Origin of the sequence: Paenibacillus taichungensis (assembly GCF_003287275.1) — a bacterium.
GTDB lineage: Bacteria > Bacillota > Bacilli > Paenibacillales > Paenibacillaceae > Paenibacillus > Paenibacillus taichungensis_A.
The window spans coordinates 136,098-161,738 of sequence record NZ_QEVW01000009.1 but is presented as its reverse complement, the minus strand read 5'-3'; the positions used below and the strand labels follow the sequence as shown (position 1 = coordinate 161,738).

Genomic DNA, 25,641 nt, shown 5'->3' with positions numbered 1-25,641 from the left:
TAAAGGGATTACAGGAAGAATTTATATTTTTTTGCATAAAAAAGAGACCGTTTCCGGTCTCTTCTTTCTCTACATAATTATGATTATGTGAATTCAATTAAAATTCGAATTGCACGTCGCTCAGGCGGCGTTTAATCTCAGCGATAACACGTTTCTCTTCCTCTTCCCCTTTAGCTTCAAAGGTAACGGAGAAACGAACAAAGTTACCGGCATCATCCCAAGGCACCGAAGAGATCAGTTTCTCACGGATCAGGAACTGGGAGAAGTCTTCGCCTGATTCAAAGCGGCGGCCTCCGGCAATACCTTTTGGAGCTTCAACATAAAGGAAGAAGGAACCTTTAGGTTTCTCAGCCTGGAAGCCCAGCTCGTTCAGTGCAGCTACCAGCAGGTCGTGACGACGGGAATATTTCTCAGCGATTTTTTCCGTGATTTCCGGGTGGTTCAAACCATAAGCAGCAGCCTTTTGGATCGCGATGAACTGACCGGAGTCATTGTTGTCTTTCACGTCGCTGAATGCTTTGACAACAAGCGGGTTACCTGCAACAAAACCAATTCTCCAGCCTGTCATGTTGTAGGACTTGGACAAGGAGTGCAATTCCACGCCCACATCCTTAGCACCAGGTACAGACAGGAAGCTGAACGGTTTTTTGCCGTCATATGTCAGTGCTGCGTATGGAGCATCATGTACAACGACTACGCTGTATTTCTTCGCCCATTCAACCACTTCCGTAAAGAACTCCACGGTAGCACTTGCGCCCGTCGGGTTATTCGGGTAGTTCAGATAGAGCAATTTCGCACGTTTCGCAATATCTTCCGGAATAGCCGACAGATCTGGCAGGAAGTTGTTCTCCTTGGTCAACTGGATGTTGAAAACTTCACCACCCAGGTATTTGGTGTGTGTACCCATAACCGGATACCCTGGCACCGTCATAATCGTTACATCACCTGGATTAATGAAGCAAGAAGGCATCATCGCCAAAGCTGGTTTGGATCCGATGGAATGCACGATTTCAGTTGATGCATCGATACCTTCAACATTAAATACATTTTTCAGGTAAGCAGCTGCCGCTTCCTTGAATTCAGGAATACCGTTATCCGCGTATCCACGGTTTTCAGGTTTGGAGGCTTGCTCCGCCAATGCAGCTACGATGCCCGCATCTGCCATTTCGTCTGGTTCACCTACGCCAAGGTCAATCAATTCTACATTGGGAAAATCTTTTTTAGCCGAAGCTTTGGCACGTTTGATTTTCTCGAATTTATAGATGTTGGTGTCTTTACCATAGTTGGAGCCGCCAATACGGTCGGCAAAATTAGTCTGAATGTACGTTTCCTGATATTTATCGATACTCATGATTTTGTTCATCTCCTCATTTGACGCAAATTTCTACACTTTAATATGAAGCATTTGCGCGTTCAAAACCATGGACAAATTATCCGAACATTTGTACTTTCTCGAGCTGTCAGCGGCTACGCAAGGAGGCCAGAACATCTTCCATATCCTGCGGAATCGGAGCTGTAAATTCAAGGTATTCTCCGGTCGTGGGATGCACAAAACCGAGAATCGCCGCATGCAGGGCCTGTCCCTGCATTTTGATCCCTTTGTTACGACCGTACGTCGGATCTCCAACAAGCGGATGACCAATGAACTTCATGTGAACACGAATCTGGTGGGTACGCCCGGTCTCCAGTTTCAGTTCCAATAACGTGTAGTCATTGATACGCTCGGTGACGGTAAAATGAGTGACCGCATGTTTACTGTTACGCTCGGTTACGGTGTACATTTTACGATCATTGGTATCTCGACCAATCGGTGCATCAACCGTACCCTGATCATGGCTAAGATGCCCATGAACGAGTGCAATATATCGTCTATTCACACTATGCTCTTTGAGTTGAGCCGCCAGCGAGGCGTGAGCACGATCATTTTTGGCAGCCATAATCAGACCTGATGTGTCCTTATCAATCCGATGCACAATACCGGGACGCAGCTCGCCGTTAATGCCTGAGAGATCTTTGCAGTGATACATCAGTGCATTAACAAGTGTTCCTGACGTATGTCCTGGTGCTGGATGTACAACAAGGCCACGCTGTTTGTTAATAACGATCAAATCACTATCTTCATACACCACTTCTAGTGGAATATCTTCAGCAATAATCTCTACAGTCGTCGGCTCAGGGATCAGAAGCTCTACCAGATCGCCTTCAGATAATTTGGCGTTAGCTTTGACTTTAGCCCCGTTTACCGTTACGAATCCGTCTCCGATCCACAATTGAACTTGGGAACGCGATACGTTATCCATGGATTCTGTAATATATTTGTCAATTCGTTCTTTATTATGTTCAGCAGCAACCGTCCATTCCATACGATCATTGCCATTCAAGAGCTCATCGTCATGCGTCGACGTGTCTCCGTTAGTCTGTTCTTCATTTTGCGATTTACTCATGATGTTCATTCCCTTCGACCTTTGCGGCTGCTTTCTCGCGCCGTCCTTCAAGCAACGTTTCCACAATAATCAGTACCACACCGATACAGATCGCCGAGTCGGCTATGTTGAAAATGGGAAACGTATAGCTACCAAAATTAAGCTGGATAAAATCGACAACTTCTCCGGTCAAAGCCCGATCCAGGAAGTTACCAATAGCTCCCCCAAGCACCAAACTAAGCGCTACAGGCAGCAATTTGTGCGGAGTATCTTTTACCTTTTGCAAATACCAAACCAAAGCCACCACGACAACCAGTGTAACCACAATAAAGAACCAGCGCTGATCCTGTAAAATACCAAAAGCTGCACCTGAGTTACGATGTGATGTGATGACAAAGAAATTGCCAATCACCGGAATTTCATCTCTAAGTTCCATCCGGGTTGCAATTAGGAACTTCGTTCCCTGATCGACTAAAAATACGATAAAAGCGAGGATATAATACACCACGTTTGTTTGTCACTCCGTTCTTGTCTTTTCCAAACGATACCAGGCTTTACGCCAGACTTGTTCATTGTAGCACAGCTGTTTGGAAATCGTCCACGACGCGGTTAGCCGCAGCCCGGATGGCAAAAACGATAACATTTCCCTTCTGTAATTCTGCACCAATTGGTACATCCTACAATAGAGTTAAAATCCGGAGTTCATATGGAACAGAAAGGGGAAAATGATGTCACATTTCACTGCCAAACAACTGCAATCCTTACGTTCCCAATTGATAACCGAAAAGCGCGATATTGAACATAGACTGGAGCAGAACGAACATTATGGTCTTGGTGATTCCATGAAGCTTCAGACAGGTGAATTATCACCGATTGACAACCATCCGGGGGATGTAGCTACCGAGATGTATGATCGCGAAAAGGATATTTCCCTGCTGGAGCATGATGAATTTCAACTGGAGCGCATCGATTCTGCCCTGCATTCCATCGAAGAAGGCCATTATGGAACTTGCGCCGTGTGTCAGCAGCCTATCCCCTATGAACGCATGCAAGCTGTTCCTTACACCAAATACTGCAAAAAGCATCAACCGGAAACCGTTGTTTCCGAAAATCGTCCTGTCGAGGAAGAATTCCTCGCACCTGCCTTTGGCCGCACAAGCCTGGATGAACGTGATGATCAGAACGGCTTCGACGGCGAAGACGCATGGCAGATTGTTGAAAGTTGGGGCACCTCCAATACTCCGGCCATGGCTGAGGGACGCGACATCGACAGTTATGACGTTATGGCGATTGAAGCCACTGACGAGGTGGAGGGCTGCGTTGAGGCGTATGAGAGCTTTGTCGCAACCGATATCTACGGTCATGATGTATCCATCGTGCGCAATCGGCAATATCGACAGTATCTGGAGAACCGTGAAGGCGATGGTCTGTTAGAACCGGATGTCGAGTCAGACGACTCGTATTAAGCCAAGGTTCACCTAATACGTATTCAACTCCAGTTGTCGTTGCACAATCCGTACAATATCTGCGATGTAATCACCCACGATGGGCAGATTAAGCGCACCTAGCACTTGTAACACATAAATGATTGTTGCTGCAAAAAAGGTAAAACCGATGGCGATCCCTACGCCTCTTGCGGCGCCAGACAACAGATTAAGTCCGATCAGCTTCCACGGCCGGTTCAGTAATTCCGTATACTGTGCGATCCTTGAACGTTCAAGTTCATTTGCGAGCCGGTTAGTGAGCTTGTGAAGTTCTTCAATCTTGTCCTCCGCATTCTTGGAATGCGTCGTGGATTCTGAATTCAATGGCGATTGGGTATCCTGTTCGTTCATAATTTACTCAGTTCCTTTGATGTATATAGAATGTCTGCACAAATAGAAATCATTGCCCATTTGCTGAAAAAACAAACGAGCCAGGACACAGGATTAATCTCCTGTATCTGAGGCTCGTTGGCATGTCTTTCTCTATATACTGTCCTATTTGAAATAGAGTTACTCTGTCCCCGTTAAAGTCTGACAAAGCAATCCTTTTTCCAGGAACGCCTTACGTTGAGAATTAGAGAATCATTGTATTACCCCTCGATATATACACCGATGGCTTTGCCCCCAGCTTCAATACGTTGCATCGAATCATTCGTACCGAAGGTAACTTCGGTAACGAGCACATTCTCACGCAGCACATGATCAAAAGCCTGAATCGCTTCTTGCAAAGCAGAGTCCACATCCAGCGTCAAACGTACTCTTTTCTCAATCGGCAAATCCAGCTTCTTCCGTGTGTCTTGAACTGCACGAATGACTTCACGGACCCAGCCTTCCTGTTCAAGTTCTGCTGTGATCTCTGTATTGAGAGCTACCGTCAGACCATAGCCGGATGCCGAGGCAAAACCGGATTTGGCTTGTTTCTCCACCAGCAGTTCTTCACCCGTCACTTGCAGCTCTTCGCCTTCAGGAGAAACGACGTTCAGAACATCTTCTGTGACCACTTTACGTGTCTCATCTGCTGACATTCCCTTGAAGAAATTCTGCAGGAAACCTACGTTTTTACCGTATTTTTTACCTGCTACTTTCAGATTCAGCTTCAAAGTGAAATCAACGAAATCCGCATCATCATGCTCGGTACGAATCGTTTTGACATTGATCTCATCCTTGATGATCTCTTCATAACTTGCCAGATCGAAGCCTTTATCCAGAGAAACGATCAGTTCGGACAACGGTTGACGTGTCTTGATTCCTGTTTCGTTACGAACGTTACGGGCAAGTTCCACGATTCGGCGTGCTGTCTCCATATCCTGCTCCAGATTCAAGTCAATCAGCGTTTCATTGGCAACCGGATAATCATCCATATGCACACTCTCACCAGTAGTCAGGTTCAGATAGATATCTTCTGCAAGCATTGGTGTGAATGGAGCGACGAGCTTGGCAGTAGTCACCAGCACTTCGGTAAGAGTACGGTAAGCGTCCAGTTTATCTTCTGTCAATCCGCTACCCCAGAAACGGTCACGTGAACGACGGATGTACCAGTTACTGAGTTCATCTACAAATGCTTCAATGGCTTTGGAAGAGTTCAGATAGTCGTTAACAGCCAGCGCTTTTTCCACAACGAGAATCAGGCTGTTCAGTCTGGACAATATCCAACGGTCCAGGTTGTGTGAAGACAACTTGAACGGATGCTCTTGTGGATCAAATCCATCAATCGTAGCATACAGCGTCAGGAATGCATGGGTATTGACCAGCGTATCCACCATTTTGGATTTCGCTTCGCCCACGATGCCTTTGGAGAAACGTTTGCTGTTCCATGGTGCGCTGTCAGACAACAAAGCCCAGCGGAATGCATCTGTACCGTACTCTTCGATAACTTCCCAAGGATCGATAACGTTACCTTTGGATTTGGACATCTTCTGTCCGTTTTCATCGAGAACGTGGCCTGTTGCCATAACCGCTTTATAAGGTGCTTTGCCTGTCAAAAGTGTAGATACAGCCAGCAAGCTGTAGAACCAGCCACGTGTCTGGTCAATTCCTTCACAGATCATGTCTGCTGGATATTGCTGTTCGAATATTTCTTTATTTTCAAATGGATAGTGCTGCTGGGCAAACGGCATGGAGCCGCTGTCGAACCAGACATCGATCACTTCCGGTGTACGTTTCATTTCATATTTGCCACAAGAGCTCATGACTTTGACGTCATCTACATACGGCTTATGCAGCTCCAAATTCTCAGGTACGTTGCCGATGGCACGAGCACGCAGTTCAGCGATGCTATGCGGAGCGAATTGTTCACCCGTCTCTTCACATACCCAGATGTTCAGTGGCGTTCCCCAGTAACGGTCACGGCTGATATTCCAGTCTACAAGATCTTCAAGGAACTTCCCGAATCGCCCATCACGAACGTGGCCTGGGTACCATTCTACTTCACTGTTGTTGGCGATCAGCTGATCCTTGATTGCTGTTGTTTGGATAAACCAGCTGTCCATTGCATAGTACAGAAGTGGTGTGTCACAACGCCAGCAGAACGGGTAGCTGTGCTCATATTTTTCTTTGCTGAACAAACGTCCTTTTTCAGACAGGTATCTTACGATATCAATATCGCAATCCTTAACAAAACGTCCGGCAAAATCAGTTACCTGTGGCACAAACTTGCCTTCCAGGTCCACCATATTCACAAAACTGATGCCATTCTCACGACATACACGATAGTCATCTTCACCATGTGCAGGTGCCATGTGTACAATCCCTGTACCACTTGCATCGGTTACAAAACCTGCACCCAGGATGATGTTTGCTTTCTCAGCCTGCACGTAGTTGAACGGAGGATCATACGTTTTGCCAACCAGGTCAGAACCTTTCAAGGTACCGATGATTTCATATTCACCTTTGGCATCCTTCATGACTTTCTCAACAAGATTAGTCGCCATGATGTACACTTCGTTGTCCTGACGGACACGGGAGTAGTCCATATCCGGATTCACTGCAAGCGCAACGTGTGAAGGCAATGTCCAAGGCGTCGTTGTCCAGGCAAGCACGAATTCGCCGCTGTCATCCAGCTTGAATTTGGCTGTAGCACTAAGGTCTTTCACGTCTTTGTACCCCTGGGCTACCTCATGGGAGCTAAGTGTAGTTTGACAAGACGGACAGTAAGGACTCACACGGTGACCGCGATACAGCAGACCTTTCTCATGAATCGTCGCCAGAATGTTCCACACACTTTCGATGTAATTGTTGTCGAGTGTGATATACGGATTATTCATGTCTGTCCAGTAGCCGATACCTTCGGTCAGGTCGCGCCATTGTTGTTCGTATTCGAACACGCTCGCTTTACATTCGTTAATGAATTTCTCTACGCCATAATCTTCGATTTCCCACTTGTGAGAGATGCCCAGCTTTTTCTGAACACCGAGTTCTACAGGCAGACCATGTGTATCCCAGCCTGCTTTACGAACGACGCGGTAACCCTTCATTGTGTTATAACGTCCCACGAAATCCTTGATGACCCGTCCCAATACGTGACCGATATGTGGTTTACCATTGGCTGTAGGCGGTCCCTCGTAAAATACGAAGTTTGGCTTACCTTCTCGGTTTTCAATGGATCTTTTGAATGTATTCTCGGTTTTCCATTTGTTTAACACGCGTAGTTCTCTGGCGCGTGCCTTCTCTTTGACGTCAACTCGTTGCATGATGATCTTCCTTTCGAGATATAGTTGTGGACCGTCCACAAAAAGCGTTTCAATCCCCCTAAATCCCCCTTGCCAAGGGGGACCCCATAGGCGCTCCGCCCTCTGGACACCCGGAAATGGTTGTCTGTGGCGGGAACTGCGACGGCGTTGGCGAGGGTGTGTATGGTGGAGTCGGCCCTCTTGCGGCTGTCCCCTTCGGGAACGCCGCAGGGCCTTACCGCGAGAAGGGAGTTGCCGGACGCTTTGCTCCTCCGGCGGCTGGCTCTCTCCTTGAGGCACCTTCGGGCCTCATGTACGTTCGCCTTAGCGAAACCCCGCGTGCCGGTCGCTTCGCTTGCCCGGCGAGGGCTCTCTCCTTGAGGTCCCTTCGGGCCTCATGGACGCTCGCCTTGGCGAACCCCTGCTGCCGGACGCTTCGCTCGCCCGGCGGTGGGCTCTCTCCTTGAGGCACCTTCGGACCTCATGGACGCTCGCCTTAGCGAAACCCCGCGTGCCGATCGCTTCGCTTGCCCGGCGGTCGGCTCTCTCCTTGAGGTCCCTTTGGGCCTCATGTACGTTCGCCTTTTTTTGGACACAAAAAAACCTCATCCCTGGAAAGGGACGAGGTTATGCTCGCGTTACCACCCTAATTCTGTTCATCACAAACCACATCCAATATAAATTGGGTATGCTCTGTCATCAACAGCGCTTATGCCCCGCTTAACTACAGCAGGGTGCCGATATAACGTTCGGCTCACGGTTTCGCTTACACACGGCCAATCCTTCACCGCTTCAGCGTCACTTCTCCGGGGAGATATTCGGCTATAACTCATCCATTGGCTTGCACCAGACGCCAACTCTCTGAGGGATGAGATCATAACGTACTGAACCCGTCATGGAATCACTATTCATTATGAATATAGTTATAGCCTCTTTACAGGCAAAAGTCAACCAGGCGGATAGACTAATAAATTTCCTTCATTTCCCGCTCACGGTCACGGACTTCCTGCTCCCGGCTCTCCAGCGCTTCCCAACCATCCTGAGTCAACAATTCAAGCTGTGCTTCCACAAGTGTACGGAAACGGGCACGATAGATGGACGCCTGCTTTTTCAGCTCTTCGACTTCCAAAGCAATTTTGCGTGATTTAGACAAAGATTCGTTTACGATCCGGTCCGCATTTTTCTCGGCTTCCTTCACGATCAACTGTGCTTCTTTTTTCGCATTGTTCTTCACATCATCCGCAGCTTCCTGCGCAATGATGATCGTTTTGCTCAGCGTCTCTTCAATCGTTGCAAAATGATCAAGCTTCTCCTGAACGGACAGCAACTGATTGCTCAGCTCTTTGTTTTCGCGAATGACGCCTTCGTAATCTTTGATGACTTGATCCAGGAATTCATTGACCTCATCCTCGTCATACCCGCGCAAACGTCGGGAAAATTCCTTGTTGTGTATGTCCAGCGGCGTTAATGGCATGCTGTCCACCTCCTGTAAAAGTTCCTTCCCGGGCTGAGAAGGTTTGCAGCATATGGGTTCCACCCAAGGGGCCGTATATGTGATGCCCAATCCTGGCACGAATACGGAATGCAGGACCAGACTCTGATCCTTTGGCGGTCATATCAACCTTTGCTTTAATGTATATCGGAAACACCGAATGTTTTTTGCACCTTTACCTTAAACATTTCGACAAGAAAGCTGGTTTTCCTGCAACACACTTAGGCAAATTTGCCGATTTTTACGCGGCAGCGTCCCTTTTTGGTCAACCCATCCTGTTCCATCACCTTGAATCGACCAAATCCTTGAATGGATACCACATCTCCCGCCTTCAGCGCTTTGGACGGATCTTCCTCCACTTTCCAATTCACACGACAACGGCCAGCCTTGATCGGAACGAGAACTTTACTGCGACTAAGCCGATACACATCTGCACAGATGCCATCTAAACGCAGGGAAGCCACGGTAATGTCCATCGTCTCCAGCTTGCTCTCGGACCATTTCAGCTGATCCAGTGCCAACAGCTCCGTAAACACATGTACCCGGTGTACTTGATTCAGTTGAAGCGATAAAAAAGCGCCGGTTTCCGACGCCACCACCGTATGGCACCCGTCCTCCAGCACTTGAATATCACCGATCTTGCCACGTTTCATGCCAAGCCCGAGCAGGGCACCCATATAGTCCCCATGCTCCAGCTCTTTGATTTTCTGATCGTCAGACGTAATGCTCATCACCTGCATACCCATATCCTCATCGTCCAGATACCGATAATCCGGTGCAATCAGCGCACGCTTACGTTCAGCTGTTTCATAACCACCATCCAGACGAATCTGTACATCATCTCGACGGTTCACAAGTGTTTGTAAAATAAAGACCTGCCTGGGATCAAGAAAGTCAGTTAGCTTCATGTCATGATACTTACCTGCCCGTTCAACCCAGTCTGAGGCTTTATCCACAAAATCCCGCTCATCATGACTAAAATGCTCGTAAATCTCACCGCTCATCTATGTTCACCCTACCTTAATATACAAAGTATCGGAGGACGGAGATCAGCCCATTAAGCGCGAGTTGAAGAACGATCAACGCCACAATCGGTGAAATATCCAACACACCGAACAAAGGCGGAATAAATCGGCGGAAAGGTCTCAAATATGGTTCCACAAACTTACCTAGCCATTCACCGATGAAGCTCTCCCGTGCGTTGGGAAGCCATGACATCAATATGTAGACAATGACCATGTAAAAGTAAATCTGGTATAACGTGTACAACACGCTTTCAATCTGGTACAAAAGTGGCTCACCTCATTCTGTTATAATCTTGCTCGCTGTCAGCCAGTATTTCCGTAATTGAACCCTGAATTTCAACCGTATCTGGCGTACAGAGAAAAATGTTGCCGCCAATTTTTGAAATACCGCCGCCCAGTGCGTACACTGTGCCACTCAAAAAATCAATGACGCGCAGAGCCTGATCCTGACGCACCCGCTGCAGGTTAACGACAACGGTACGATGGGAGCGCAGATGGTCAGCAATCTCTTGTGCTTCGTCATAAGAACGCGGTTCATAAAGGACGACTTTAACATTTTTCTGGGAATGAATGCTCACCACATTATTACCCCTTTGGTTTCTACGTTTATCGAGACTTGAGGTTTCAGCTTCCTGTTGATCAGGATCATGTTCCTCTTGTGCCGCCATACGCTCACGTTCCACAATCTCTTCCTCTTCCTGAAGCCCGAGGAAATTCATAAACTTATTCATTACGCCCATTGCGAACCCTCCTCTTTTCCTACGAGAATCGATCCAAGCCGAACCCAGGTTGCCCCTTCTTCAATCGCCACTTCAAAATCATTGGACATGCCCATCGACAACTCGGTCAATGGCTCCGCTGTTAAAGCTTGTCCATTCAAATGGTCTCTAAGCTCACGCAGTCCGCGAAACACGGGACGTGTAAGCTCCGGATCTTCCTCATGGGGTGCCATGGTCATCAGGCCGATGACCTTCAGGTTGTTGAACGAACTGATTTCACGCAAAAAGGAACTCGCCTGTTCAGGCTGCAAGCCAAACTTGCTTTCTTCACCCGAAATGTTTACCTGCAATAGTGTTTCCACCTGGATGCCAAGAGACGCCGCCTTTTTATCCAACTCCTTGGCCAGGGACAAACGATCCAGTGAATGTATGTAACGGAATTTACCGATGACGTCCTTCACCTTATTCGTCTGTAAATGACCGATAAAATGCCAGGTTCCCTGCTGACCGAATGCTTCCCATTTCGCTTGTGCATCCTGCCAGCGGTTTTCGCCAATATGCTCAAGACCGTGGTCCAGCACAGCTCCCGTTGTTTCAAGTGAGACGTATTTCGTGACAGCAATCACATTGACATCTTCACGTTGACGGCCACTGCGCTGACACGCGGCTTCGATCTTCTGATTTACTAGTTGTATACGCTCCTCCAATGACACAGAGGGTCACCTCTCTTCCAGCCCAATCCAGCTCGCCATTCTCCCGGTAATGCCATTTTCTTTACGATACGAGAAAAATAGCTCGGGATTGCAGCTTGTACACCAAGTTGTACATTCGATATGATCCGGCAATATTCCTGCTTTCATCATAATGTGTCGATTGCATTCTTTCAAGTTTAACATCGTTTTGCCATTTCCGGCAGCTCGATATACTTGATTGGATGCAGAGTTCTTGTATTCATCATTACCCGAGGAGTGGTCCAGCCAAACCCGTACATGCTGCATAACCGCTTCATCCACTTCATAACAGCAATCCCCAATGGAGGGACCTATTGCAGCATGGATATCCTGTCTGCGACTTCCATATTCCTGCTCCATCTTTTCGACCATCGATTCGGCTATACCGGCAACTGTACCTTTCCATCCGGCATGAGCTAGCCCCACCGCTTGTTGTACGGGGTCATAGAAATAAAGGGGTACACAATCTGCATAAAAGGAAGTCAGCAGCACACCAGGCACATTAGTGATCAACCCATCCGTATCCTGTAATGCAGACTGTCGATCCAGCAAACCTTTGCCCCGCTCTTGAGCCGTGATTACAGCGACATGGTTACCGTGTACCTGTTCTCCACAAGTCCAGGATTCCAAAGGAAAACCCAGCTTTTCAGCTACAAGTTTACGATTATTCAGCACGTCAGCCGGATCATCACCAACATGATAGGCGCAGTTTAGACTGGCGTAAGGTGTGCTTCCGACACCGCCTTGCCTTGTCGTAAAACCGGCATTCATATGCTTAAACTGCAATTTCCACGGCTCCACATATAATAACAACGGGTCAGGACCCCAATCTGAGTTCTGGCTTCCCGACCGTATTTCCTTATCCAAAATAAACGGTTCCATCTTCTCACCTCACAACTTCCAGTGTACCAAATGAACCCCGTTCTGTCTCGGTTATATCGTCCGGCGCTGGTTCCGATTTAAACGTTCAATACGTTCGACCCGGTCCATCCGGCCGTTCTGTTCGTCATACAACCGGGCTTCACGGTCGCGCTCATCGTAGTTAGTTTCCTTAATTTCATCCATTTTAACCAAAATGACATCCGAACCGATCTTCACAATATTTCTCCAAGGGATCACCAGATCCGTTCCCCCGCCGAACAGCCCCATAAAACGACTGTAGCCTGGTACAACAATCGCTTCAATTCGTCCCTGCTTCAGATCCAGCTCCAAATCGCTAATCTGACCCAGTCTTTTGCCATCCGTTATGTTAATAACATCTTTGGTTTGAAAATCCGAAATTTTCATCCCGCTACCCGCCGCTTCACCTGTGTTCACTTTCATTTGGTCACGCCCCCCGATTAATCCACTTCTGCCCGTTCTCCGCTTCTATACAATATATGTTTCTTACGCGAAAAATGTCCTCTTTTTCGAAGGAAAGGCAACCGAACAAATCCAAATATCTCTGATGTCGAAATCCAAAAAGCAAAAAGACGATCAAAGGGATATTTCTTCCCTTTGATCGCCTCTTGGCTAACCCCTTGTTAAGACTTCACATGTTTCTGCATTTGTTGTATCGCTGATTTCTCCAGACGGGATACCTGCGCCTGGGAAATACCAATTTCATCAGCCACTTCCATCTGGGTTTTCCCTTCGAAAAACCGCATCGACAGAATCATTTTCTCCCTTTGACCGAGACGGTGCATCGCTTCACGCAGTGCAATTTCCTCAATCCAGGATACATCCTTGTTTTTGTCATCACTGATCTGATCCATCACATAGATTGGATCTCCACCATCATGATAGATCGGTTCGAAGAGCGAAACCGGGTCTTGAATGGCATCCAATGCAAAAACCACATCTTCCTTCGGCACATTCAGTACCTCAGAAATTTCGAATATCGTCGGTTCACGGGAATTTTTATTCGTCAGGCTATCACGCACCTGAAGTGCTTTATAAGCAATGTCCCGCAAGGAGCGAGATACCCGAATTGGATTATTATCGCGCAGGTATCGACGGATTTCACCGATAATCATCGGCACCGCGTAGGTTGAAAATTTGACATTTTGGGATAAATCAAAATTATCAATGGCTTTCATCAGGCCAATACATCCAACCTGGAACAGATCATCGACAAACTCTCCCCGATTGTTAAAGCGCTGAATGACACTGAGCACAAGACGCAGGTTGCCATTCACTAATTTCTCTCTTGCTGAGCGATCATGGTGTTGCTGAAGGGAATGAAACAATTCCCGCATTTCTGTGTTGGTGAGGACAGGCAATTTTGCGGTGTCCACGCCACAAATCTCGACTTTGTTTCGGGTCATCGTGATTTACCTCCCAAGGAGAAACATTAATGTACATTATCTCCGGGGCAGGCTTTTTTATTCGCACTTGGCATCCTTGCCATTAATACCCATTATGAAAAATGCTCCTGTTCAGACCATCTTGTTGAACTCCTTACGGAGTCTTTTAATGATTCTTTTTTCGAGACGAGAGATATAGGATTGGGAGATTCCAAGCAGATCGGCGACATCTTTTTGTGTCTTTTCTTCCCCATCCGTCAAGCCAAAGCGAAGCTCCATAATCATTCGCTCCCGCTCCGTTAATTTTTCCAATGCTTTATGCAAAAGCTTCCGGTCTACCTGTTCTTCGATATTCCGATAGATTGTATCGTTCTCAGTACCCAGTACATCGGATAATAATAGTTCATTTCCATCCCAATCAATATTGAGTGGTTCATCAAAAGAAACTTCTGTACGAATTTTACTGTTGCGTCTCAGGTACATCAATATTTCATTTTCGATACAACGGGAAGCATAGGTTGCCAGCTTAATTTTCTTTTCCGGGTCAAACGTATTAACGGCTTTAATCAAACCGATTGCACCGATGGAGACCAGATCCTCGATATTGATACCTGTATTTTCGAATTTGCGTGCGATGTATACCACCAGTCGCAGGTTCCGTTCAATCAGCATGGCACGAATCGCCGAATCCCCTGAAGACAACTTTTGCAACAAAAATTCTTCTTCTTCACGTGTTAATGGGGGCGGCAGCGCCTCACTGCCTCCGATATAATAAATCTCTTCACTTTTCAAACCAAGCAGAAATAATAAACGATAGTACTGCAGCTGCGCCACCAGTTTCCATTTTACAAGCATGTACGTTCCTCCTATACCACATTCAGCGGCTTTTCTGTTGCTCCCGCAGAGATAGCCGTAGACTGCGCAGAAGCAGCGTCTTGCACAAGCTCAGGGTGAATCACGGCCTGGTATTTTCCATCGGATGACAGTACGCCTCCGTCCAACCCTATTAATACCTTTGTCGTCTCATAACACATCTCATCCATCGTTACCTTCACCCGGTCTGGCTTCATCGCCAGCATAAACGCAGTTCCTTTGTTAATGCCTCGATAGGGCACAAGCCTTAAACGATCCTGCCAGTGAAAATCCTCCTGATCGAGCTCCATGATAAGGTTGTCCGGCGCCTCATCCTTCAACCTGCCCTTCCATGAAGCAGGCAGCATGTCTTGCCATAACGATACTTCCATTACCATGACGGGCATACGTGAAAGGGGGTCTGTGAGCTGATTTCCTGTATCCAGAAGGCCTGTACAAGAAATAGTCACCTCGTCAATAAAAACCTCCACTTTACCCAAGTACGTTGTCATTCGGTCTGTTTTTCGTTTCGAGCTCTGCACCGCTTTGAATAGAAAAAGCACAGCAAAAAAGACGACAAACGTGAACCAGAAGGCAATTTTCAGATCAAAAGACATTCCACCTGATGCCGTAAACCAAATGCCGTTGAACAATTCCCCAGAGCTTTGCAGCATGTAGTGCACACCCAGAATTCCCCCTGCGGCGACAAAATTGATTACATAGAAGGTACCCAAAGTCCTCATAAATGCCTGAAGACCCTTAAACCCAAATGCAATACCTAGCATCACCAGAGACAATCCAAACTTGATTAAAAAGGTGAACATAAAATCAAACTCCGGTACAAACATCATGACGACATACAGCGCACCCACGATTGCGGACAGCAACCATCTCCACCAGACCAGCTTCGTTTTGCGCATCCAGGCCGTCAGTCCGATGAGTGCACCGTCAATACACAGGTTCGTCAAAAAAATAAGATCCACATATACAACCACATTCTTCACCTGCCTGCGCGCAACATATCGAAATAACGTTATCCCGATATTCATGAGCATATTCACAAGTATAAGGAGCTCACTTTTCAAAGTCTGTCTAATCATGGGGGGATCGTTCCAACTTTTTTTGTCGGAATTGCTCAGACCCGTTGTTCAGAATTTGTTCAATACGATGTGATAGGATAATAAAAAAAACAAAAAAGACCCGGTTGCTCCATCAGGAGCACCGGGTCTTCAATGAAATCTATTATCGTATTAATCGTTGTTATTATTACGTGAACGATTGCGCAAAAATGTCGGAATATCCAGCTGATCATTGCTCGGCTGATTTCCGAACGGACGCAGGTTCGGCGAACGGTTATCCGCAGGCTCACTTGCTGGAGCCGGTTTACGCCCTGGTGGTGGGGAAGCAGGTTTATCTTCAAAACCAGTCGCAATGACCGTTACTTTGATTTCCTCCTTCAGATCCTCATCAATGATGGCACCAAAGATCATGTTCACTTCCGGATCAGAAGCTGACGTAACGATCTCAGCTGCTTCATTGACTTCATACAGGGACAGATTAATGCCACCCGTAATGTTCATGATGACACCACGTGCACCTTCGATGGAAGTTTCCAGCAAAGGACTCATGATCGCTTTACGTGCCGCTTCTGCAGCACGGTTCTCGCCAGTTGATTCACCGATACCCATCAGCGCAGATCCACGCTCGTGCATGATCGTTTTCACGTCTGCAAAGTCAAGGTTGATCAGACCCGGTACAGCGATCAAGTCAGAGATACCTTGTACGGCTTGACGGAGCACATTATCTGCTTGACGGAACGCTTCAAGCATTGGTGTCTTTTTGTCTACAATCTCAAGCAAACGATCATTTGGAATGACGATCAGCGTGTCCACTTTTTCCTTGAGAGCTTCAATACCTTGCTCTGCATGGCTGGAACGTTTACGTCCTTCAAATGTGAACGGGCGAGTAACTACACCCACGGTAAGTGCACCGCACTCTTTGGCGATTTCGGCAATAACCGGAGCCGCACCTGTACCAGTTCCGCCGCCCATACCTGCTGTAACAAATACCATGTCTGCACCTTTCAAGGTGTTCATGATCAAATCACGGGATTCTTCCGCTGCTTTTTTACCTACATCCGGGTTGGCGCCAGCGCCAAGACCACGGGTTAATTTATCACCGATTTGCAATTTATGCTCGGATTTTGCAAGGTGTAACGCCTGAGCGTCCGTATTTACCGTAATAAATTCTACACCTTGTACACCGTTTTCGATCATACGGTTGACTGCATTGCTTCCGCCGCCGCCTACACCGATGACTTTAATTTGAGCCAAGCTCTCCATCTCGAAATCAAATTCCAACATATTATTCCATCTCCCCCTCAATGTGCATGGATGGCCCGTCCAATTTTTGATTGAACCGAATCAATTTCATATATCGACGAACGAAAGCGTTTATTTTAGAACCAGCGCATTCAGACGGCTTCAAGAATTGTATGAAATGGATTCAACCTTTTATATAAATTCGCTGAACATATTTTTCAGCCGTTCGAACAGACCTGGTTTCTGCTCCGATTCCTGGGCCGTATTCGGCTTAGGACGGTTGGTCGGTTTTTTGTTGTTATTGTTGTTGTTGTTATTATTTCCACCGCCGTTGTTGATCGAGGGACGAATACGCAAACTGCGGATTACACTGTGCAAAATGCCGACTCCGCTCGTGTAGCCTGGGTCACGCACACCGATATAATCCGGCACCGCAACTCGTACCGAAGCAACAAGCTCATGCTGAGCTACCTGCAGAACACCCGGCATAGAGACCGTACCTCCCGTTAGTATATAACCTCCAGGAAGATCATTGTAACCAAGACGTTTCACTTCTTGAGAAATCATCTGGAATATTTCCTGAACCCTTGGTTCGATAATAGCCGCCAGATCCTCTTGAGAGAATTCCTTGTCTACGTTACTGCCAATCCGTGTTACTTTGAACATGACATCAGCAGCAGCATCATCCAGCCATGCGCAGCCATACTTCAATTTCACCTTTTCGGCTTGATCTGTTAATGTGCGCAGACCATAGGCAATGTCATTCGTTACGAATTCCCCGCCAATAGGCAGCGTTGAAGTTGCAACGAGACTGTCTTCTTCGAAGATGGCGATGGTTGTAGCCCCTGCTCCGATATCAACAAGAACGGACCCCATCGTTTTTTCATCCTTGGACAATGCCAGCTGACCTGCCCCAAGTGACATGAGTACCAAATCACTTACTTTCAGACCCGCTTTTTCCACGCAGCGCAAAAGATTATGTATCGCGGTTTTTGCACCCGTAATGATGGTCGCCTCTACTTCCAGACGAACACCAATCATACCACGAGGGTCCTGTATGCCTTCCAAGCCATCTACAACATACTGCTTGGCGACAACATCAATAATTTCCCGTTCCGGTGGAACCGCAATCACTTCGGCTGCTTTCAACACCCGCTCCATGTCTTCTTCTCCGATTTCACGATCCTCGTTAGACACTGCCACGACGCCGTGACTGCTCATCAGTCCGATATGATTTCCCGAGATTCCAACATATACTTCGGATATTTGAATACCTACCATACGTTCTGCATGATCCACTGCATTGCGGATCGATTGCACCGTCTGATCGATATCTACGATTACACCTTTGCGAATTCCCTCCGAGTCGGCAGATCCAACTCCAATAATATTAAAGGTTCCATTATTCATTTCCCCAATAATAGCGCGAATTTTGGATGTACCGATGTCCAAACTAACAATGATGTCATTGTTGCTCAAGTCTGTGGCACCTCCTGACTCCAAATAGTAAAATACGTTCGGGTTTAAACACTCTTAAAACATATTCAACACACTTTAGGCTTTCCCTCTTTTTTCTACAATTTTTTTGGGTGCCAAGATCTGGTTGCGAGACATAAAACCTTGAAGAAAAAAGAAGGAGGCAACTCAAGTGCCATAAGTTCAAGTGTATCATTTTTTCTTCGTCTCAGAAAGAACAACTTTCACTGGATTAAAGGGGCTAAACCCCGATCCCGTCTGGTTTTGAATACTTCTCAACCGAATAAAGGCGGAAATCAGGGAGTTGCTCCTGGCTCAGCATCTTCTTCAGGATTATCCGGAATGAAAGGCACGTAAGTATCAGCCTCCAGCATCGTGATTTTCCCTGGACGTTCCGTCTCAATGACCTGATTGAGATACTCTACCTTATCGGATAATAGAGAAACGGTTGTAATCACTTCAAACTGTGACTTGGTATATATCCGAATCTGATCCGGGAATGAAGGTGTAGGATTCGGAATAATCTCTGAAATATCCGTCGTTAGTTCATTCGGGATCTTGGCCAACGTTTCACTCAGCTTAGCCTTGAGCGGATCGTCCGCCTTCCACTGGGTCAAAATCGGTTTCTCAACCGCAACACCAATGGTGGCAGGGACCGTTAAGCTTGTCCCGCTTGCCAGTATGGCTTTTAGCGTACCGTCAGAACCAAGTTCATACGCAACTGTTGGATATTCCTGCACCTTAATAAGAATAGTCCCGGGAAATTGTTTATCCACAGTTACGGTTGATATAGCCTTGATTGTTTTCAGTCGCTCAATCACATCAGCAGAGGTTGTCCCAAAAAACTGTTCGCCCTCCTTCAGACCACTTTTCTCCAGCAGTTCTGAAGTTGTTGTGTATACATTACCCGTAATCTCAATTGCCGAAATCCGACTCATCGAAGAACGAAAAAAAAGTACTGCAAGTAATACAATAAAAAGAAGTAAGAGAATAAAAACAATTTTACGGCTTGTGTTTCGTTTGGGCCGATTCTTCTTCAGAACCGGAATTTGACTTTTAGGCATAGGTCGCGCTCCACAAAGCCTCCGGCCCCCTTCCCTTAAGAAGGGGACTCAAAGGACGTTAATTGGCAAAATCCAGCTGCTTCGAAACGGGGGACTGTCGCTCAACCGAAGCTCCAAGACTCTGAAAAAGCTTCTCGATACGATCATACCCTCTATCAATATGATGCACTTGCTCCACAACCGTTTTTCCCTGGGCAGCAAGACCAGCAATAACTAGTGCTGCACCTGCCCGCAGATCGGTTGCTTCCACTGTAGCCCCGTACAAACGGGGAACGCCACGGATAAATGCTGCATTCATGTCAACCGAAATATCGGCTCCCATGACATTCAGCTCATCCACATGTTTGAACCGACCCTCGAATACCGTTTCCTTCATTACACTGAAACCGTCTGCCAGACTGAGCAGCACCATAATCTGAGACTGCAGGTCTGTTGGAAATGAAGGATACGGAGAAGTCACAATGCGGTCTACTGATTTGGGACGGCTCATACAGCTCACCGTCATTATATCATTGCAGACTGTGATTTGAACACCAGTACGCTTCAACACATGTATAAGGGAAGTAAGATGGGCCGGATTGCAATGTGTAAGCGTTACATTCCCTCTCGTTGCTGCGGCTGCAATCATCACCGTTCCTGCAACGATCCGATCAGGTATAATTTCATAAGAGCAAGGCTTGAGTTTCTCCACACCATTAATGGTAATCGTATCCGTTCCAGCACCGATAATTCGTGCACCCATTGCATTCAGAAAATGTTGCAGATCCTGTATCTCTGGTTCTCTGGCTGCATTAAATATTGTAGTTGTACCTTCAGCTGTAACGGCAGCCATCATAATATTTTCTGTGGCTCCTACACTGGGGAAGTCCAGATGAATGTCTGTACCCACCAGCTTGCGCCCGCTGCATATGATCTGCTGATCCAGCTCTTCAATCGAAGCTCCGAGCGCCTCCAGGCCCCGAAGGTGAAGATCAATTTTACGTTCCCCAATGGCACAGCCACCTGGCTGGTACACGGATACTTGCCCAAACTTAGCCAGCAATGGTCCCATCAAAAAAATGGAAGAACGCATCTGCTTCATGAGATCCTCAGGCACATCATATGACCGGATGGACGATGTATCTATCGTCACTGTTCCTTGTTCATGCCGACACGTGCATCCAAGTCGTTCCAGGATATACAGCATCACTTCGATGTCCAGCAAGTGTGGAACGTTGTGCAACGTAACTTCTCCGTCTGCCAACAAACTTGCGGCCATGATCGGTAAAGCGGCATTTTTTGCTCCATGGATGCGTATGGATCCTGAGAGGGGTTTCCCGCCTTCAATCACCAATTTGTCCAATGTATCACCTCCGGGGTTTACCGTTCACCCACTACGAAGACTTCCGGTACCAGGTTAATACCGTTTTGAGATGATATAGTGTTCTGAATCTGCTGCATTAGGGTGATAACGTCCTCTGCTGTTGCTTGGCCTGTATTGACAATGAAATTGGCATGCATGGTGGATACCTGTGCGCCTCCCTGAGTCATACCTTTTAACCCCGCTGCTTCAATCAGACGGGCGGCATGATCACCAGGGGGATTCCGGAACACGCTGCCAGCACACGCCATCTGCAGTGGCTGTGTACGGCGTCTACGGTCTTTATAAGCCGCCATCGATTCCGAAATGACTTTGCGTTCACCCTGCTGGAGTGCAAATGTAGCCTCCAGCACGATGCCTCTCCGGTCATGCAGAACAGAGTGGCGATAGGCAAATTCCATGTCCTCCTTGCTGTAACGTACCAATTCCCCTGTCTCCAGTACAATCTCAGCGGATTGAAATATCCGTGACACATCCGATCCATGGGCACCAGCATTCATATATACGGCTCCGCCGACCGTTCCGGGGATGCCGCTGCCAAATTCCAAACCGGTCCACTCTTTCTTCGCAGCAACAACACTGAGTTTAACAAAGGAATGTGCTGCTCCGGCGGTCACCCCGCCCTCGTGAAACTCGGCATAATCAAAGCCTTCTCCCGGTTTCACGACAACTCCGCGTATTCCCTTGTCAGAGACCAGCATGTTTGAACCCCGTCCAAGCTGCATCCATGGGATCTGATGCATGTGCAGCAATTGGATGAGATTGACCATCTGCTCCTTGTTTTCCGGTATGACCAGCGCATCTGCAGGACCGCCGATCTTCCATGTGGTGTATTTGGCTAGCGGCTCGTTTTCAAGAACTTTGCCGACATTGTTCTGGGATAGTAACGATATCCACTGCTGCATATTAACATCCTCCTTTACTTCAAAACCGATGAGCACGGCAGCTTTCGTTGCTGCAAGCCGTGTTGCGGCGCCATGGAACGATTATCACGATTTATAGGGTATCTTATGTCAGTCCCGCCGTGTGTGTGACAATCGCCCAAAACGCACTTTAACGCCCTGCAGCAAGACGCCGAATCTCGCTCACAAGCACCTCGGCTGCATCAGGTTTTCCCAGTTCCCGGGAAGCTTTCGCCATCCTTTTGCGCGCCGCTTCGTCATTCATAATTTCAGCAATCGCTTGATATAGCGCCTGGCCTGTCAGATCCTTCTCCAGCATCGTAAGCGATGCACCGCCACCCTCAAGCGTACGAGCATTCGCCTCCTGATGATTATTCGTCACGTTAGGTGACGGAATCAGGATGGACGGAATACCGAGAGATGTAATCTCGGCAAGGAATGATGCACCTGCACGATTTACGATCAGCGACGTGCATGCCAGAACCTCGGGCATGTTGTGTACGTAAGGCAGCACATGCAGATGATTTGGCATTGTTCCAAGGGAACTGCGGATTGCCTCACGCGTTTCATCAAAATAAGAATCACCAGTCACGTAGACCACGTGCACATCTTCAAGCTTGGCCAGCATCGGTGCCATATCCACCATGGCTTTATTGATTGCTTTCGCACCACGGCTACCACCGACCACAAGAACAACACGGCTGTCCATAGGTACACCCAATGTCGCAAATCCACGATCGCGGCTGGCCTGGGCTACCGTTGTAGCTCTTGGATTACCGGTATACACAACCTTTTTGGCTCCAGAGAATGCTTTTTCCGAACCCTCAAAACTAACAGCTACCGTGTCCACATACCGAGTAAGGAACTTGTTCGTTAACCCGGGGATGGCATTTTGCTCATGAATGACACTTGGAATACCAAGTTTGGCTGCTGCATAAACGACAGGCCCACACACATAGCCCCCTGTACCGATGACGACATCGGGTTTGAATTCCTTGAGCATTTTCTTGGCTTTGCGTACACCTTGCAAAAATCTCATCACAGTCTTCACGTTGTCAAAGGACAATTTCCGGCGAAAACCTGTAATATCAATCGATTGAAACGGAATATTCTCTTGTGGCACCAGTTTGCTTTCCAGTCCACGGGTACCACCGATATATAAAAATGTCGAGTCGGGATTCTCCGCCTCACATTGCCTTGCTATAGCAACGGCCGGATAGATATGTCCACCGGTACCGCCGCCGCTTAGAACGACTCGCATCGTACATTCACCTCGCATAACGGGATAAGTTCAATAATATGCCTAACGCTGTCAACATCAAGGTCAGAGATGAACCGCCATAACTGATAAGCGGCAGTGTAATCCCCGTAACCGGCATAAGCCCGATCACAACGCCAATGTTGATAATGACCTGCACAGCCACCATACCCACAATACCTACGCCCAAAAGGCTGCCAAAGGCATCTGGTACCGTCATCGCTACGCGCATCCCTCTCCACACCAGGACCAGGAACAGCAATAATACAATCATTCCACCAATAAAGCCAAGCTCTTCAGCCAAAATGGAAAAAATAAAATCCGTTTGCGGCTCGGGTACGTAGCTGTATTTTTGTCGACTCATACCCAGCCCCAATCCCGCAAGTCCTCCGGGGCCGATTGCATATAAAGATTGAATAATCTGATATCCGGCACCAAGTGGATCAGACCACGGATCCAAAAAAGCTGTTATTCGCTGCAATCTGTAAGGAGCTGCCGCAATCAATGCGGCAAATCCAGCTACACCGCCCAGGGCAAGAAGCAAGAGATGCTTCATCCGTGCTCCTGCTGTGAAAATAATCAGCATGGATGCACCCAGCATTACTGTGCCTGTCCCCAAATCGGGCTGAAGCATAATGATACCAAAGGCCAAACCAATCAAGCCGAGCGGTGGCAGAAGCCCCGTCGTGAACGTTTTGATTTTGCCAGGTTCCTTGCTTAACCAGTGAGCCAGAAACAGGATCATCCCCAGTTTCATGAATTCTGAAGGTTGTATGCCGAATGAGCCAATGCCCAACCAGCTTCGTGCCCCTCCGCGAACTACTCCGATGCCAGGAATCAGCACCGCAATCAGCATTATAAAACAGGCAATCAGTATAGGCTTGGCATACTTTCTCCAGACCCGGTAGTCCACATTTGCCGTAACAAACATGGCAGCAAGTCCAAGTCCAGCGAACAGCAGCTGTCTTTTGACAAAGTAAAATGAATCACCATAGTCATGAAAAGCAAGCACCGAGCCCGCACTGTATACCATAATAATGCCGATGGCAAGCAATGCCAGAATACAAATTAGGAGCCAGAAATCCGGCGCCGGTCGCGTCTGTTTCATCAGGAGGCCACCCCTTGCATGGAAGTAGGGGCTTTTCCACCCCCCTACTTACAAGTTATGCGCCGCCTCTTTAAAAATGCGTCCCCGCTCTTCATAGGAAGCAAACATGTCCCAGCTTGCACACGCCGGCGATAACAAGACCACATCACCCGGAGCTGCAAACTGTGAAGCTTCCTGCACGGCAGCGGTTAACGTCCGGGCAGCGTCCTCCTCATTATCGACGACCTTAATTTGCTTTAATCCCGCCAGTTCCGCGACCTTGGCAATTTTCTCTCGTGTCTCTCCAAGAGCAACCACAGCTTTCACCCGCTCCTGGAACAATGGCAGCAATTCCATCATGTCTGAACCACGATCCAGTCCGCCGGCTATGAGAACGACCGGTTCCTTGAAGGAGTTCAGCGCCATTACGGTTGCTTTGGAGTTGGTTGCTTTGGAGTTGTTGTAATAGCCCGCTCCATTATGTTCAAGTACATACTCGAGACGGTGTTCAACCCCCTTGAAGTCAGCCAATGGCGCAGCAAGCACAGACGGATCGGCTCCAGCAGACACAGCAATAGCTACTGCTGCCAATGCGTTTCCCACATTGAATCGTCCCGGGATGCCGATGTCTTCCACATCAATAATGATGTGATGGTTGCCCTGACCGTCTGCATAGACCACCTGGCGCTTCACATCATCCTCTTCCCCATCCACATAAGGAGGATCAGCATATACCCCTGCTTCAAGCTTCTCTGTCAGCGAGAATGGGAGCAGTCTTGCTTTGATATAAGGAACCAGTCCGCGGCATACCGGATCATCCCAGTTCAGGATAGCTACATCCTCTGGTTGTTGGTTGGAGAACAATTTGGCTTTGGAAGCCACATAATCATCCATGTTCCCATGGTAATCCAAATGAGTCTCCGCCACGTTTAGCAAACTCGCAATGCGCGGACGGAAATCGGATGTGCCTTTCAGTTGGAAACTGCTAAGCTCCACCACCATCCAGTTATCCACAGAAGCCTGCTCTGCCGCCTCACACAATGGCGTTCCAATATTACCGGCAACGATGGGTTTCAAACCGGCAAGCTCCAACATGTTGCCTACCCACGTTGTTGTGGTCGTTTTCCCATTAGAGCCAGTGATCCCAATCATAGGCGCAGCGCATAGATGATATGCCACTTCTACCTCGGTCACTACTTCAATACCTAATGCGAGTGCTTGTTCCACAGGAGGCGCTTGATAGGGAATGCCCGGATTTTTGACTACAAGCTTCACATCACTATGAATTAGGTCGTCCGGATGTCCACCGCATACAACAGAAATTCCCAAAGCCTCCAATTCGGATGCTTCGGGACACTGTTCTCTCTCTTTTTTATCATTAACTGTAACGATTGCGCCGGCACGATCCAGCACTTTGGCGACCTGCACGCCGCTCTTGGCCAGTCCAAGCACAACCACTTGTTGCCCACGATATGATTCAGGATGATTCATTGT

At 47.7% G+C, this 25,641-nt stretch carries 25 protein-coding genes and 1 other annotated feature; of the genes, 1 reads left to right on the top strand and 24 read right to left on the bottom strand.

What is annotated here, in order from left to right:
- Positions 1–97: 97 nt before the first annotated feature.
- The 3 genes from DC345_RS15500 to lspA form a co-directional block, all read right to left on the bottom strand.
- Complete coding sequence (locus DC345_RS15500) at positions 98–1,351, bottom strand: LL-diaminopimelate aminotransferase (protein WP_113053859.1); 1,254 nt, start codon at positions 1,349–1,351, stop codon at positions 98–100.
- Between the two features lie 109 nt (positions 1,352–1,460).
- Positions 1,461–2,444, bottom strand: a complete 984-nt coding sequence (locus DC345_RS15495) for an RluA family pseudouridine synthase (protein WP_113053858.1) — start codon at positions 2,442–2,444, stop codon at positions 1,461–1,463.
- On the bottom strand, positions 2,437–2,931 hold the full coding sequence (gene lspA, locus DC345_RS15490; protein ID WP_024628399.1) for a signal peptidase II: 495 nt from the start codon (positions 2,929–2,931) through the stop codon (positions 2,437–2,439). Before lspA ends, DC345_RS15495 begins: the two co-directional genes overlap by 8 nt.
- Positions 2,932–3,151: 220 nt before the next feature.
- Between lspA and DC345_RS15485 the strand changes: the two genes are divergently transcribed.
- Positions 3,152–3,889 carry a TraR/DksA C4-type zinc finger protein gene (locus DC345_RS15485; protein WP_111618747.1) on the top strand — a complete coding sequence of 246 codons (738 nt, stop codon included), beginning with the start codon at positions 3,152–3,154 and terminating at the stop codon, positions 3,887–3,889.
- A 12-nt stretch (positions 3,890–3,901) separates the two neighbouring features.
- Here DC345_RS15485 and DC345_RS15480 read toward each other — a convergent pair whose 3' ends face one another.
- From DC345_RS15480 to murD, 21 genes are all read right to left on the bottom strand, one after another.
- The gene (locus tag DC345_RS15480) at positions 3,902–4,258 is read right to left on the bottom strand and encodes a DUF5665 domain-containing protein (protein WP_109998718.1); all 357 of its coding nucleotides are present in this window, start codon (positions 4,256–4,258) and stop codon (positions 3,902–3,904) included.
- Between the two features lie 239 nt (positions 4,259–4,497).
- Positions 4,498–7,596 carry an isoleucine--tRNA ligase gene (ileS, locus tag DC345_RS15475; protein ID WP_113053857.1) on the bottom strand — a complete coding sequence of 1,033 codons (3,099 nt, stop codon included), beginning with the start codon at positions 7,594–7,596 and terminating at the stop codon, positions 4,498–4,500.
- Between the two features lie 593 nt (positions 7,597–8,189).
- Positions 8,190–8,481 (bottom strand) — a binding site (T-box leader).
- A gap of 58 nt (positions 8,482–8,539) precedes the next feature.
- Positions 8,540–9,049, bottom strand: coding sequence for a DivIVA domain-containing protein (locus DC345_RS15465; RefSeq protein WP_063566974.1), 510 nt, complete (start codon positions 9,047–9,049; stop codon positions 8,540–8,542).
- Positions 8,988–9,191: a hypothetical protein gene (locus DC345_RS31495; protein ID WP_146752137.1), complete on the bottom strand. Its 204-nt coding sequence runs from the start codon at positions 9,189–9,191 to the stop codon at positions 8,988–8,990. Before DC345_RS31495 ends, DC345_RS15465 begins: the two co-directional genes overlap by 62 nt.
- A 97-nt stretch (positions 9,192–9,288) precedes the next feature.
- Positions 9,289–10,071 (bottom strand): YlmH family RNA-binding protein, encoded by a 783-nt coding sequence (locus tag DC345_RS15460; protein WP_076288135.1) that lies wholly within the window; start codon positions 10,069–10,071, stop codon positions 9,289–9,291.
- A 16-nt stretch (positions 10,072–10,087) separates the two neighbouring features.
- Entirely contained in the window at positions 10,088–10,357 is a 270-nt protein-coding gene (locus DC345_RS15455) for a YggT family protein (RefSeq protein ID WP_205524745.1), read from the bottom strand.
- Between the two features lie 7 nt (positions 10,358–10,364).
- Positions 10,365–10,832 (bottom strand): cell division protein SepF, encoded by a 468-nt coding sequence (locus DC345_RS15450; RefSeq protein ID WP_063566976.1) that lies wholly within the window; start codon positions 10,830–10,832, stop codon positions 10,365–10,367.
- Positions 10,823–11,524: a YggS family pyridoxal phosphate-dependent enzyme gene (locus DC345_RS15445; RefSeq protein ID WP_090901480.1), complete on the bottom strand. Its 702-nt coding sequence runs from the start codon at positions 11,522–11,524 to the stop codon at positions 10,823–10,825. Before DC345_RS15445 ends, DC345_RS15450 begins: the two co-directional genes overlap by 10 nt.
- Before the next feature lie 6 nt (positions 11,525–11,530).
- Entirely contained in the window at positions 11,531–12,424 is an 894-nt protein-coding gene (gene pgeF, locus DC345_RS15440) for a peptidoglycan editing factor PgeF (RefSeq protein WP_113053855.1), read from the bottom strand.
- Between the two features lie 51 nt (positions 12,425–12,475).
- Entirely contained in the window at positions 12,476–12,865 is a 390-nt protein-coding gene (locus DC345_RS15435; RefSeq protein ID WP_258530684.1) for a YlmC/YmxH family sporulation protein, read from the bottom strand.
- A gap of 200 nt (positions 12,866–13,065) precedes the next feature.
- Positions 13,066–13,848, bottom strand: coding sequence for an RNA polymerase sporulation sigma factor SigG (sigG, locus tag DC345_RS15430; RefSeq protein WP_024628410.1), 783 nt, complete (start codon positions 13,846–13,848; stop codon positions 13,066–13,068).
- A 111-nt stretch (positions 13,849–13,959) separates the two neighbouring features.
- Positions 13,960–14,682, bottom strand: coding sequence for an RNA polymerase sporulation sigma factor SigE (gene sigE, locus DC345_RS15425; RefSeq protein WP_017687308.1), 723 nt, complete (start codon positions 14,680–14,682; stop codon positions 13,960–13,962).
- 11 nt (positions 14,683–14,693) lie between these two features.
- Positions 14,694–15,674: a sigma-E processing peptidase SpoIIGA gene (gene spoIIGA / locus DC345_RS15420; RefSeq protein ID WP_113054048.1), complete on the bottom strand. Its 981-nt coding sequence runs from the start codon at positions 15,672–15,674 to the stop codon at positions 14,694–14,696.
- Positions 15,675–15,929: 255 nt separating this feature from the next.
- Positions 15,930–17,042, bottom strand: a complete 1,113-nt coding sequence (gene ftsZ, locus DC345_RS15415) for a cell division protein FtsZ (RefSeq protein ID WP_063566980.1) — start codon at positions 17,040–17,042, stop codon at positions 15,930–15,932.
- Between the two features lie 150 nt (positions 17,043–17,192).
- Positions 17,193–18,479 (bottom strand): cell division protein FtsA, encoded by a 1,287-nt coding sequence (gene ftsA, locus DC345_RS15410; protein WP_113053854.1) that lies wholly within the window; start codon positions 18,477–18,479, stop codon positions 17,193–17,195.
- A 293-nt stretch (positions 18,480–18,772) separates the two neighbouring features.
- The gene (locus tag DC345_RS15405) at positions 18,773–19,540 is read right to left on the bottom strand and encodes a cell division protein FtsQ/DivIB (protein WP_113053853.1); all 768 of its coding nucleotides are present in this window, start codon (positions 19,538–19,540) and stop codon (positions 18,773–18,775) included.
- A gap of 58 nt (positions 19,541–19,598) precedes the next feature.
- Positions 19,599–20,882 (bottom strand): UDP-N-acetylglucosamine 1-carboxyvinyltransferase, encoded by a 1,284-nt coding sequence (murA, locus tag DC345_RS15400; RefSeq protein WP_113053852.1) that lies wholly within the window; start codon positions 20,880–20,882, stop codon positions 19,599–19,601.
- 17 nt (positions 20,883–20,899) lie between these two features.
- A complete protein-coding gene (gene murB / locus DC345_RS15395; RefSeq protein WP_113053851.1) occupies positions 20,900–21,805 on the bottom strand; it encodes a UDP-N-acetylmuramate dehydrogenase in 906 nt (301 codons plus the stop codon).
- 148 nt (positions 21,806–21,953) lie between these two features.
- Positions 21,954–23,063 (bottom strand): undecaprenyldiphospho-muramoylpentapeptide beta-N-acetylglucosaminyltransferase, encoded by a 1,110-nt coding sequence (gene murG / locus DC345_RS15390; protein WP_113053850.1) that lies wholly within the window; start codon positions 23,061–23,063, stop codon positions 21,954–21,956.
- A 7-nt stretch (positions 23,064–23,070) separates the two neighbouring features.
- Complete coding sequence (gene spoVE / locus DC345_RS15385) at positions 23,071–24,168, bottom strand: stage V sporulation protein E (RefSeq protein WP_099858475.1); 1,098 nt, start codon at positions 24,166–24,168, stop codon at positions 23,071–23,073.
- 48 nt (positions 24,169–24,216) lie between these two features.
- A complete protein-coding gene (murD, locus tag DC345_RS15380; protein WP_113053849.1) occupies positions 24,217–25,638 on the bottom strand; it encodes a UDP-N-acetylmuramoyl-L-alanine--D-glutamate ligase in 1,422 nt (473 codons plus the stop codon).
- Between the last annotated feature and the right edge of the window lie 3 nt (positions 25,639–25,641).

Coding starts and splice junctions, on each gene's coding strand:
- DC345_RS15485 (WP_111618747.1), top strand. CDS start 3,152: ATGTCACATTTCACTGCCAAACAACTGCAATCCTTACGTTCCCAATTG.
- ileS (WP_113053857.1), bottom strand. CDS start 7,596: ATGCAACGAGTTGACGTCAAAGAGAAGGCACGCGCCAGAGAACTACGC.
- DC345_RS15480 (WP_109998718.1), bottom strand. CDS start 4,258: ATGAACGAACAGGATACCCAATCGCCATTGAATTCAGAATCCACGACG.
- murB (WP_113053851.1), bottom strand. CDS start 21,805: ATGCAGCAGTGGATATCGTTACTATCCCAGAACAATGTCGGCAAAGTT.
- murD (WP_113053849.1), bottom strand. CDS start 25,638: ATGAATCATCCTGAATCATATCGTGGGCAACAAGTGGTTGTGCTTGGA.
- DC345_RS15495 (WP_113053858.1), bottom strand. CDS start 2,444: ATGAGTAAATCGCAAAATGAAGAACAGACTAACGGAGACACGTCGACG.
- DC345_RS15500 (WP_113053859.1), bottom strand. CDS start 1,351: ATGAGTATCGATAAATATCAGGAAACGTACATTCAGACTAATTTTGCC.
- DC345_RS15435 (WP_258530684.1), bottom strand. CDS start 12,865: ATGAAAGTGAACACAGGTGAAGCGGCGGGTAGCGGGATGAAAATTTCG.
- DC345_RS15465 (WP_063566974.1), bottom strand. CDS start 9,049: ATGCCATTAACGCCGCTGGACATACACAACAAGGAATTTTCCCGACGT.
- ftsZ (WP_063566980.1), bottom strand. CDS start 17,042: ATGTTGGAATTTGATTTCGAGATGGAGAGCTTGGCTCAAATTAAAGTC.
- DC345_RS15450 (WP_063566976.1), bottom strand. CDS start 10,832: ATGGGCGTAATGAATAAGTTTATGAATTTCCTCGGGCTTCAGGAAGAG.
- spoVE (WP_099858475.1), bottom strand. CDS start 24,168: ATGAAACAGACGCGACCGGCGCCGGATTTCTGGCTCCTAATTTGTATT.
- sigE (WP_017687308.1), bottom strand. CDS start 14,682: ATGCTTGTAAAATGGAAACTGGTGGCGCAGCTGCAGTACTATCGTTTA.
- pgeF (WP_113053855.1), bottom strand. CDS start 12,424: ATGGAACCGTTTATTTTGGATAAGGAAATACGGTCGGGAAGCCAGAAC.
- DC345_RS31495 (WP_146752137.1), bottom strand. CDS start 9,191: ATGACCGCCAAAGGATCAGAGTCTGGTCCTGCATTCCGTATTCGTGCC.
- murG (WP_113053850.1), bottom strand. CDS start 23,063: ATGCGAGTCGTTCTAAGCGGCGGCGGTACCGGTGGACATATCTATCCG.
- sigG (WP_024628410.1), bottom strand. CDS start 13,848: ATGACCCGAAACAAAGTCGAGATTTGTGGCGTGGACACCGCAAAATTG.
- DC345_RS15460 (WP_076288135.1), bottom strand. CDS start 10,071: ATGAGCGGTGAGATTTACGAGCATTTTAGTCATGATGAGCGGGATTTT.
- DC345_RS15405 (WP_113053853.1), bottom strand. CDS start 19,540: ATGCCTAAAAGTCAAATTCCGGTTCTGAAGAAGAATCGGCCCAAACGA.